At 71.8% G+C, this 10,786-nt stretch carries 8 protein-coding genes and 1 pseudogene; 5 read left to right on the forward strand and 4 right to left on the reverse strand.

The window, feature by feature from the left end:
• Positions 1–717: 717 nt before the first annotated feature.
• Positions 718–1,440 carry a transporter substrate-binding domain-containing protein gene (locus ACGF3A_RS39610; protein WP_393735409.1) on the reverse strand — a complete coding sequence of 241 codons (723 nt, stop codon included), beginning with the start codon at positions 1,438–1,440 and terminating at the stop codon, positions 718–720.
• 76 nt (positions 1,441–1,516) lie between these two features.
• Positions 1,517–3,112 carry an alpha/beta hydrolase gene (locus tag ACGF3A_RS39615; RefSeq protein ID WP_393735410.1) on the reverse strand — a complete coding sequence of 532 codons (1,596 nt, stop codon included), beginning with the start codon at positions 3,110–3,112 and terminating at the stop codon, positions 1,517–1,519.
• Between the two features lie 226 nt (positions 3,113–3,338).
• On the opposite strand from ACGF3A_RS39615, the gene ACGF3A_RS39620 reads away from it, so the two are divergent.
• Complete coding sequence (locus tag ACGF3A_RS39620) at positions 3,339–3,971, forward strand: GPP34 family phosphoprotein (protein ID WP_393735411.1); 633 nt, start codon at positions 3,339–3,341, stop codon at positions 3,969–3,971.
• 111 nt (positions 3,972–4,082) lie between these two features.
• Positions 4,083–4,826 (forward strand): MerR family transcriptional regulator, encoded by a 744-nt coding sequence (locus ACGF3A_RS39625; protein WP_393735412.1) that lies wholly within the window; start codon positions 4,083–4,085, stop codon positions 4,824–4,826.
• 8 nt (positions 4,827–4,834) lie between these two features.
• On the opposite strand, the gene ACGF3A_RS39630 is transcribed toward ACGF3A_RS39625, so the two are convergent.
• Positions 4,835–5,395 (reverse strand): TetR/AcrR family transcriptional regulator, encoded by a 561-nt coding sequence (locus ACGF3A_RS39630; protein ID WP_393735413.1) that lies wholly within the window; start codon positions 5,393–5,395, stop codon positions 4,835–4,837.
• Between the two features lie 85 nt (positions 5,396–5,480).
• Here ACGF3A_RS39630 and ACGF3A_RS39635 point away from each other — a divergent pair, with 85 nt between their 5' ends.
• Positions 5,481–6,638 (forward strand): FAD-dependent monooxygenase, encoded by a 1,158-nt coding sequence (locus ACGF3A_RS39635; RefSeq protein WP_393735414.1) that lies wholly within the window; start codon positions 5,481–5,483, stop codon positions 6,636–6,638.
• Here the strand turns inward: ACGF3A_RS39635 and ACGF3A_RS39640 are convergent.
• Positions 6,626–7,819: pseudogene (locus ACGF3A_RS39640) on the reverse strand (SMI1/KNR4 family protein); the annotation flags it as partial. The gene ACGF3A_RS39635 and the pseudogene ACGF3A_RS39640 sit on opposite strands and share 13 nt — an antisense overlap.
• 123 nt (positions 7,820–7,942) lie before the next feature.
• Between ACGF3A_RS39640 and ACGF3A_RS39645 the strand changes: the two are divergent.
• Together ACGF3A_RS39645 and ACGF3A_RS39650 are read left to right on the forward strand one after the other, a co-directional pair.
• Positions 7,943–9,694: a CotH kinase family protein gene (locus ACGF3A_RS39645; RefSeq protein ID WP_393735415.1), complete on the forward strand. Its 1,752-nt coding sequence runs from the start codon at positions 7,943–7,945 to the stop codon at positions 9,692–9,694.
• On the forward strand, positions 9,691–10,710 hold the full coding sequence (locus tag ACGF3A_RS39650; RefSeq protein ID WP_393735416.1) for a hypothetical protein: 1,020 nt from the start codon (positions 9,691–9,693) through the stop codon (positions 10,708–10,710). The genes ACGF3A_RS39645 and ACGF3A_RS39650 overlap by 4 nt, the downstream gene beginning before the upstream one ends.
• Positions 10,711–10,786: the final 76 nt, after the last annotated feature.

Consider the following 10,786-nt stretch of genomic DNA (forward strand, 5'->3'; position numbering starts at 1 on the left):
ACGCCAGCACCAAGCCCGCCACAGCCACTACAAACGACGAGGCCACAGCCCATAGGACTACCGCCCCGTCACCTCAAACGCCGTTGCAGTACTAGCGCGCGTAGTGGGGGCACAGGGGGGCGTCGACCGGTCCGGTCTGGTCCGGTCCGGTGCTCCATCAGGCCCCGGCGGAGTCCGGAGAGGACGCGTCGCGGCGCGACGACCGGCTGTCACCTCCAGGGACCCGGAGGGCACGGCCGTCGATGTCACGGGTGCCGTGCTGTCGGTCGTCGGGCTGTGCGCGGTGGTGTACGCGATCGTCGAGGGGCCGGAGCGGGGCTGGAGCGACGCGGTCGGCGCCGTCTCGCCCGCTGCTCCGGTGCTGGTGCGCCGGTTGGGGCTCAGGGCCGTGCTGACGGCCGCCATGCCGAACGGGAGGGCGGAGGCGAGGGCGAGGTTCCCGCCCGGGCCCTCGGGGCCGCGCGCTCGTCGGTCGATGCGGCGCTCGCCACCGCCGAGCGCCTCGGCGGGAGCGCGGGGGAGAAGCTGGCCGCGGCGGCTCGCCATGCCTTCGCCTCCGGCATGGACCGCGCCATGCTCGTTGCGGCCCTGTGTGTCTTCGCCGGAGCCCTGGCCGTCCTCCTCCTCGCCCCCCGGCCGGAGCGAGAGCGTCCGCCTCCAGCAGCGCCAGGAACGCCAGCACACGGAGACGTCCCGGGGGTGACCGGGGCGAGTCCGTCAGGCGGGCGGTGCGAGCAGGGCGGTGTCCTGGCCCGCGCGGGCCAGTGAGTCGGTGACGGAGCCGTCGGCCTTCAGTTCCTCGACGAGGTCGTGGAGGAACCGGACCGTCTCCGGGCGCCGCGAGCGGCTGACGCCGACCGCCTGCCGGATCTGCATGAAGCGCTCCTCGATGAGCCTGGCTCCCCGGCGCGAGGCGACGAACTCCGTCATCGGCTGCCGGATACCGGCCGCGGCCTCCAGTCCCTGGTCGAGGAAGACGTCGACGCCCTCCTCACCGCGCACGACGGTCGCGTGCCGCAGCGTGCGGGTGAGGAAGAGGTCGTAGGCGGAGCCCCGCTTCACGCCGATACGTACGTCCGTACGGTCGACCTCGGCCACGGTCGTGAGAGGGCTGGCGTCGGGCACGGCGTACACGCCCTCGATCACCACGTACGGCGCGGTGAAGACGACGTCGGCCTCCCGCGCGGGTTCCACGGCGAGGAAGCAGAGGGTGGTCGCGCCCGTCACCAGCGCCTCGTACGACTTGCGCGCGGCGTCGAAGCAGACCAGCTCCACGGGAACGCCCAGCCGCCTCGCGACCTCACGCGCGATGTCGACCGTGACACCGCCCGGAGCCTCCGGGGTGCCCTGTGCCAGCACCGGGTTGCCCAGGTTGACCGACACCCGCAGCACTCCGTCCGGCGCCAGATCCCCGGCGATCTCGCCCGCCATGTCTCCCATGCCGGTCGAGTCTACGGAGCAGGGCCGGGCGGGCCCTCATGAGGACCCGCCCCTCTTCGACCGCTGCCGGCCGGTTCTACCGTGCGCCCGTCTTGCAGGTCACGTCCTTCGCCGGGAGCTTGCCGTCGACCAGGTAGGCGTTGACCGTGCTCTCCGTGCACGCGTCGCCGTTCGGGTAGACGCCGTGGCCCTCGCCGCCGAGGACGGTGACCATCTTCGAGCCCTTCAGGTGCCGGTGCAGGCCCCGGCCGCTGTGCAGCGGGGTCTGCCCGTCCCACTGGTTCTGGACGATAAGGGACTCGATCGTGTTGTCCACCTTGGTCACCGGCTCTTCGGACTCGTCCCAGAACGCGCAGGGTTTGACGCTGGACGTGAAGTCGCCGTAGAGCGGGTAGCGGCGCTTGTCCTGGAGGGCGTCCTTGCGGTAGCTCTCCGGGTCGTGGGACCACGCGGCCGAGTTGTCGCCGCAGAACACGGTCCACATGCTCGCCGTCATGTTGTCGGACGGCGCCTTGCCGGAGCCTTCGGAGCCTTCGGAGCCCTCGGCCCCTTCGGCGGGGCCTTCGGCGGCGCCGGGGAACGTCGCGAGCAGCTTCGCGGAGGCGGGCTCGCCCTCCGCCGCCTTCTTCAGCTCGGCGACCCACGCGCTGGCCTCCTTCGCCGTGAAGGTCGCCTTCTGCATGCCCATCCGGACGCCGTCGCCGGTGAGCGGCTTCCCGTCCACCTCGATGGGCTTCTTGTCGGCCCGCGCGACCAGGTCCCAGAAGGTCCGGTCGACCTGCCGCGGGGTCTCCCCGAGTCCGTACTTCTCCGAGCGCGCGGCGGCCCACCTGGTCCACCGGTCGAATGCGACCTCGGAGCCCTCCGCCGACGCCTGGAGCATCCCGCGCCAGGTGCGTCCCGGATCGACCGCGCTGTCCAGGACGAACCGGTCGACGCGGGCCGGGAACAGTTCGGTGTAGACGGGGCCCAGGTTGGTGCCGTATGAGTAGCCCAGGAAGGAGATCTTCTTCTCACCGAGGATCGCCCGGAGCAGATCCATGTCGCGGGCGGTGTTGCGCGTGGTGATGTGCGGGAGCTTGTCGCCCGACTTCTCCTCGCACTTCTTCGCGAACTGCCGCGCCCAGGCGACGTCCTTGGCGAAGGTCTTCTTCTTGTACGGCCGCAGCCAGTTCTGCTCCGCCTTCGTCAGACCGCAGGTGACCGGGCTGCTCTTCCCCACGCCGCGCGGGTCGAAGCCGATGAGGTCGTACTTCTGCTGCACGGACTTGGGCAGGTTCCTGTGCAGTCCCGTCGGCATGGCGAGCCCCGCCTGACCCGGTCCGCCGGGGTTGGAGAGCAGGACGCCGCGCCGCTTTCCGGGTTCGGCGGTCTTGATACGGGATATGGCCACGTCGATCCGCTTGCCCTCGGGGTCCCGGTAGTCCAGCGGGACCTTGATCGTGGCGCACTGGAACGTCGCGGGGGATTTCGCGTCGCACCGCTTCCACCGCGGCTTCTGCTTCACGTAGGGGGCCAGCGCCTTCGCGCCGGTGGACGAGGCGCCGGTGGACGAGGCGGTGGCGGGCCGGTCGGTGTCCGGGCCGGCGGCGGCCGTCCAGGTGACGACCACGGGGACCGCGGTTGCCGTGACACCCGCGGCCAACAGGATCGCGAGACGCCGTCTCTGCATGAAATCGGCCCTTTCGTTCGTTCAAAAGTTTTCATTCGCAGGAAAGACCGTGCCGTAACGGCATGGTCAAGGTCGTCCGGGGCGTGATCGGACCGACGACGGCCGCGCGCCCTGTCGTACAGAGGGCGCCGTACGGGCGTACGGCGGCGTGGAGCCGCGGCGCCGCACCCCATGGGACCTGGGCGGCAGTTGACTGTGCCGTAGCGGCATGGTTTCGACTGCGGCTATGAACCTGACACTGCCCCAGCAGCTCTACATGGTCAGTCACAGCGCGGAGAAGAGCAGACTGGACCTCCGCAACTCCCCGGTCCGCGGCATGCTGTTCCGGGCCGCGGCGCTGGCCGAGCTCAGCACCCTGGGGCTGCTCGCTGACCAACAGGCCAAGGCCGTACGGAACACGGACACGCCGCCGCCCGAAGATCCGTTCCTCGGCGACGTGCTGAGCTGCGTGCCCCCTGGCGAGACGCGCCTCTGGGTCGGCGCCGTGCACAAGGACTGCACGAAGGCCGAGTCGTTCGTACGAGGTCAGCTGACGGCGGCGGGCCGGATCACGCCCGGCCGCGGCGGCGTGCTCGGGATGCAGCAGCAGGTCACCTTCAGCGACCCGGAGGAGCCGCGGAAGCTCCGGGAACGAGTGCGGAACCCGGTGCTCCGCGCCGCCGACCCGGCGGAAGTCCCGTTGGAGGACGCGATGATGACCGTGCTCCTCGCCGAGGGCGGCGTCGGCGCCGTGTTCACCTGGCAGGAGCGCCGCGAGTACAGGACGGCGCTCAAGGCGCTGGCCGCCCGCTTCGACGCCGCCGCGCCCGGGGTGCGCAAGGCGTTCGCCGTGGCGAAGGCGATGCGGTCGACGGGGTAGGCCCGCCTGCGGGCCCCTGCCGGGCCCACGCCGTGCCGGAGCAGCCAAGTAGCCTCGCTCAGGTCGGCGCGCACGGGCGCCGGAGAACTCGGCCCCGAGGGAGTGGTTTCCGTGGCGTGGAGCACCCGACAGCTCGCCGAGCTCGCGGACACGAGCGTCCGTACGGTGCGGCACTACCACGACGTCGGCCTGCTCGCCCAGCCCGAGCGGCGCCCCAACGGCTACAAGAGCTACGGCGTGGATCATCTGACGCGGCTGCTGTGGATCCGGCGCCTGACCGACCTCGGGTTCACCCTCTCGCAGATCAGCGCCTGGGGAGACGTGGACGCCCCTCCCGAGGAGGCGCTCCGGTCGGCGGACGCCGAAGTGGCCGCGGCCGTGGAGCGGCTGCAGCAGGTGCGTATCGAACTCGCCCTCCTGCTGCGCCATGCCGCCCCCGCCGACCTGCCGCCCGAGATGGCCCCGGTCGCCTTCAACCCGCACGTCTCCGACACCGACCTGGCGCTCGCCTCCGTCATGAGCCGGGTGCTGAGTCCGTCGGTCCTCCACGCCGTCCGGGAGGTCATACGGACCAAGCGGGCCGACCCCGTGGCCGAGGAGTTCGACCAACTGCCGGAGGACGCGGACGAGGAGACGAGGGCCGAGCTGGCGGAGCGGGTCCTCACGCGCGTACGCGACCTGCACGCCGAGCACCCCGCACTGGCGTCCTGGGGGACCGATGGGCCGGTGCGCGCGGCGTCCGCCAGGGAGACGGTCGACGCGGCGATCGGAGACGTGCTCAACTCCGCGCAGAACGACGTCCTCCACCGCGTACGGCGGATGTACGGGGACGAGCGGAAGCACGCGAACGAGTAGTCCGCGGGTCAGGCCGGGGGCAGGGTGGCGGCAAGGACCGTGCGGATGCCGGGGGAGGGGTCGAAGTCCTCCGTCGGCAGGGTCACCTGATGGAAGATCACGCCGTCGAGGTAGTCGAACAGGGTCCGGCAGTGCGCGACCGGGGTGGGCGAGCCGAGGGCCTCCAGCCACGGTGACATCAGGGTGATCAGGGACGCCTGGGCGCGGGAGAGGGGCCCCCGGATGGCCGGGCGGGCGAGGGCTTCGAGGACCAGGGTGTAGCGGGCCGCGGTGCGGTGGCGGGCGGGGCCGAGGGCGTGGTGGACCAGGGAGGTCAGCGTCTCCGCCAGCGCCTCGGGGCCGCCGGGCGAGGGGAGCGCGGCGAAATGCTCCCAGTCGCGGGTGTCGAGCGCTTCGAGGTGGTCCACAACTCCGGCGACGAGGAGGTCGCGACTGCGGAAGTGGTTGGACGTGGTGCCGTTCGGCACCCCGGCGGCCGTGTCCACGGCCTGGTAGGTCAGCCGCCGCAGACCGCCGGTTCCGACGATCTCCACGGCCGCGTCCAGGACCTGTTCGCGTCTGCCCGCCATGCCGAACCCGCCCGTCCCCTCCGTCGTCCGTCCTGAACCACTATAAACATAGTGCCAGCACTGTAAACGTAGTAGCGTCCCGGCCATGACCAGAACAGCCCTCGTCATCGGGGCCGGGATAGGCGGCCTCGCCACCGCCGTCGCGCTGCGCCACGAAGGGTGGGACGTCGAGGTGCGTGAGCGCGCCCCCGCGCCGCCCTCCACCGGGACCTCCCTCGGCCTGTGGCCCGGCGGACTGCGCGCGCTCGACGCCCTCGGGCTCGGCGCCACGGCCCGCGGCCTCTCCCGGGAGGCGGCCCGCGGGCGCTTCGTGCGCGCCGACGGCACCCTGATCGGGAACGTCGACATGGAGGAGCTGCGCCGCCGCGCGGGCGACGCCGTCCGCGTCATCTCCCGCCCCGCGCTCCTCGGCGCGCTCACCGACGCGCTCGGCGACGGGACCGGTGGCGGGACCTGTGACGGGACCGCCGCCGGGACCGGTGACCGGACCGGTGACCGGACCTGTGGCGGGATCGTGCGCTACGGGCAGCAGGTGACCGACGTCCGCGCCCTCGCCGCCGACCACGACGTGGTGGTCGCGGCCGACGGGCTGCGCAGCCGGGCCCGCGCCGCGCTCTTCGGCCCCGCGCACCGGCCCCGCTACTCGGGGGTGAGCGCCTGGCACGGCACGGTCGCCCTCGACGTGCCGGACATGACCGAGACCTGGGGAGACGGCGCCCGGTTCGGTGTCACCCCGCGCAAGGGCGGCACCGCCCACTGGTTCGCCTGCGCCCGCGCCCCCGAGCGCGCGACGTACCCCGAGGGGGAACTCGCGGCCGTACGGGCCAGGTTCGGGACCTGGCACGCCGGAGTGCGCCAAGTCCTCGACCGCTTGGCCGCCGCCGGGCCGGAAGGCGTCGAGGTGCACCGCAACGATCTCTACGACCTGGCCGCACCGCTTCCGCGCTACGTCAGCGGACGCGTCGCCCTCGTCGGCGACGCGGCGCACGCCATGACGCCGGACCTGGGGCGCGGCGCCTGCGAGGCGCTGGCCGACGGCGTCGCCCTGGCCCGTGAACTCGCGGCCAGGGACCGGGTGGAGGCCGCCCTGTCGGCGTACGACGCCGCCCGCCGACGGCCCACCCAGCGCCTCGCGCGCGCCGCCCGCGTGATGAACCGGGCGGTGCACACCCGGCGGCGCGTCGCCCCGGTGCGCGACGCGGCGATGCGGCTCTACCTCACCCTGGGCAGACCCCCGGCCTGAGCACCGCCCGTACGGGGGCGCGAGCCCCGTGGGGTCGAGAGCAGCTCCTCGCCCCGCTCCCGGGTCAGCAGTGGGCCGAGCAGGGGGTCGGCCACCCAGCCCACGGGCGCCAAGTGGTCCGGGCCCAGGGGCTCCCACAGGGGCAGCGCGGCCAGCAGGGTCCGCCACGCCTCGTCCGTGTCCCCGGAGCGTGCCAGCCCCCGTGCCCGTTCGACGGCCTCGCCGAACGGTCCGGGCGCCGTGTAGACGTAGGTGCCGCCGCGCACCTGGTCCAGCGTCGCGTACGCCTGTGACACCAGCTCCTCGTCGGCGCCCCGCAGGAGGACCCCCAGCATGTCGTCGGTCTGGTACGGGCTGGCGGCGTGCCCGGCGACGAACAGCGGCAGCAGCTCGGGCGTGTACCGGCGGTCCGTCACCAGGTCGTCGAAGAACTTCATGTGGGTCTGCCCGAGCAGCGTGCGTATCTGGTCGTTGAGCCCCTCGGCGCGCGGCCTGCCGTACACCATGGCCTCTTCCAGCAGCGTCAGCGCCCGGTACCAGTCGCCGCGCAGCGCGTCGAACCGGGCCTCTTCCACCAGGGCGTCCACCGCGTGCGTCGTGTCGTTGGCGAACCCGGGCCCCGATGCCGTGTCCGGATTCGCCTGGAGGCAGTGGAACTCCTGGTGCATGGCCCGCATGAACGCGCGGAAGTCCGCGTACCGCTCGGACTCGCCCCGCCAGCTCGCCCAGGCGAACACGGCCCACTCGCCGTCGTCGCCCACGTCTCCGGGATCGAGGAGGACGTAGGTGGCCTCCGGCCCCCCGGCGAGCAGCAGGCCGCGCTGCCAGACCTCCGCCTCCTGGTCCTCCTCGGGCCCCTCCTCAGGCGGCCCCTCCCCGAGCCTGTCGCTGTGCCAGCACGCGGTGTCGGTGCCCGCCAGCAGCGGCACGAACTCGCCCGCGTGCCGCCACCCGTCGCTGACCATGAGGAACGTCCGGTACGACGGCGGCATCCGGCGGCCGAGACGGGCCTCCATGGCCGCGATCCGCTCCTCGGAAGCGGGCGGAAAGCCCAGCCAGCGTTCCTGCCGCGCGGCCTCGTCCTCGGGGCCGCTCGTCTCGTCGTCCGGCGGACAGTCCGCCCATTCGCCGCTCCACCTGCGCAGGAAGGGCCGCCAGCCGGGGGCCGTGAAGTCCATCATGCGGCCGATGCTGCCACTCCCCACCACGAGCGCCCCACCGACCCCGGCCGATTCTCGGTCTGGCGGTCATGTGACGCCGGGCGTAGAGAGAAAGGTTCACCCGGGCAGTCTTGGGAGGCCGCCGTGGACAGGATCATCGACAAGGGCACGTTCCGGGACGCGTTCAAGAACCAGGTCGTCGTCCTCTCCGCGTTGCCGCCCGGCTCGGCGCTGCGGCTCGCCGAGCGGGCCAACGCGACCGCGGGCCCCGTCGACGCGGCGCTGCGGACGAAGGCCGAGTTCGGCGCGTTGTACGACCTGCTCCTCGCCGAGCAGGGGGAGGCGGCGTCCCTCCCGGCGGACGGTCGGCTCGTGCGTCTCGACCCGGACGGGCGGCCCACCGCGGTCGGGCGGATCGTGGACGAGCTCCTCGACGCGGCGGAGGACAAAACGGAGTTCTTCGCTCAGGACATGTATCAGGTCAAGGTCACCGGCTGGCCGCCCGGCGTCCTCACGGCGGACGAGGTGATCGTGGCGCCGCCCGGCGCCCGGCTGACCCTGGAGCGGAGCGGCGGCACGGGCGGCACGCTGCTCGCCACCCCGTCGTTCTCGATGGTCAACAGCGGCAATCTGACCGCTCACGCGCCCAAGCGCTCCTGGAAGATCAACTTTGAGGTCGGAGAGAGCGAGGACCGGCTCTACGGCATGGAGCGGATCAACCTCAAGGCGATGTACAACGACCCCTCGCAGATGCGTGAGGCCGTCGCCTGGCGGCTCCTGGAACGCGCGGGCGTCCCGGCGGCGCAGCACACCTACGCCACGTTCTCGATCAACGACCGCTACATGGGCCTGTTCTCCGTCATCGAGCAGGTCGACAAGAAGTTCCTGAAGGACCACTTCGGCAAGAACGCCGAGGGCAACCTCTACAAGGCGTACTGCGGCGACATCGGCTGCGCGACCCTGGAGCACCGCTCCGGCACGGACGGCACCGACAGCGGCTCGCGCTACTTCACCCCGGGCAGCCACGAGGACGACCGCACGTACCGGCTGAAGACGAACGAGGACGATCCGGCCCTCAGCACCTACGACGACCTCGCCGCGCTCGTCCGGACCGTCAACGGCGTACAACTGGCCGGCGACGAGAAGAAGTTCACGACCGACGCCTTCCGCGACTCGGTCGAGCAGATCCTGAACGTACGGGCCTTCCTGCGCTGGGCGGGCGCCAACGTGCTCCTCGGGAGCTGGGACAACTACTTCGCCACGCCGTCGAACTACTACCTCTACAACTCCGGCCGCCTCGGCGACCCCTCGGGCTTCATGGACCGCCCGTACTTCACGTTCATCCCCTGGGACTACGACAACAGCTCGGGCATCGACTTCTTCTCGACGCCGTGGCAGTACACCGACCTGCTCGACTGGCCCGCGATGAGCCGCGAGTACTGCCGGATCACGCACGCGCCGCACCAGGTCTCGCACCTGCCGCTCTTCACCAACCTGCTGCGGCACCACGACTTCTGCCAGTACTACCTCGACCACCTCGAACACCTCCTGGACACGGAGTTCGGCCCCGAGCGGGTGGGGGCGCTCCTCGGCGCGGAGGGCTCCGGGAGGACCGACGGCCTGTGGCAGCTCGTCTCGTCCGCCGCGTACGGCGAGTCCACGACCCCCAACGGACAGCCTTTCACCGGGCGGCAGTTCACCAACGACGAGGTGTACCGCGCCGCGTACCGGCAGTGGGAGCTGAGCCGGGGCGCGCAGTTCACGTACGGGATCTACCACTACACACGGATGCGCTACGACCACGCGCGCCGGCAACTCGCCGAGCTGCGCAAGACCTATCCCAACGGCGCCAGCGGAGCGGTGTTCCCCGGCGCGACGGAGGTGCTCCCTTCATGACCGCGACCAAGAAGGACACGACCAAGAAAGCGAAGGCGGAGGCCAAGGCCAAGGCGGAGGCCAAGGCCAAGGTGGAGGCGGCGCGGGAGCTGCGCCTGGTCAAGGAGGCGAAGATCCAGGACCTGATCGGGGACGGCGCGGGCACCCGGCTGGAGGCGAGCGGAGTCCTCTACCGCGACGGCGCCTTCCTGATCGTCTGCGACAACCTGCCCTCCCTCATCCGGGTGAGCAGCGAGCTGTCGCCCAAGGCCCCGGAGAACGGCGTCCTCCACCACCGCCGCAGGGCCAAGAAGACCGTCAAGGCCGTGGCGAGCCAGGGGTACGAGGACCTCACCCACGACGAGCGGCACGACCGCTACTTCACGCTGAGCGAGGCCGAACCGGTCAAGTCCAAGGGCGCCAAGGGTGCCAAGGGTGTCAAGGGGGCCAAGGGGGCCAAGGGCTTCCGCGCCCGCGTACAGGAATTCGACGCGAAGCTGCGCCCCGTCGGATCGGCCTACCTCGACTTCGACCTTGCCGACGCCAACAAGGGCATGGAGGGCCTGGAGTGGGTCGAACGCTCGGGCACGGATCACCTCCTCGCCCTGTGCGAGGGGAACCGGTGCGAGGGCGGCAAGAAGGGACGTACACCGGGCGGCGGCCGGATCCAGGTCTTCCGGCGCGACGGCAAGTCCTGGACCCACACGGCCACGGTGCGGCTGCCCGAGTCGCTACCGTTCGAGGACTTCAGCAGCGTGTCCGTGCGCGACGGACGGATCGCCGTCCTCTCGCAGGCGTCGTCCGCGCTGTGGGTGGGCCGGATCTCCACCAAGAAGTGGGAGGTCGACGAGGGCACGGTCCACCGCCTCCCCCTCGACGGCAAGGGCCGCACGGTCTACGGCAACCCGGAGGGCGTCTCCTGGGTCTCGACCGACCATGTGGTGATCGTCTCCGACCGGGCGAAGAAGGGAGCGGGGAGCGCGCGGTTGCGCGCGAAGGACCAGTCGATCCACCTCTTCCTGATCCCGAGTTCCTGATCCCGCGCGCGTAGGAGCGGATGGGAGAGGCGGGGGAGGGGAAGCTCTTCCGGGCGCGTGTGCCGACACGCGTGTG

The sequence above is a fragment of the Streptomyces sp. NPDC048172 genome (assembly GCF_043202595.1).
Lineage (GTDB): Bacteria > Actinomycetota > Actinomycetes > Streptomycetales > Streptomycetaceae > Streptomyces.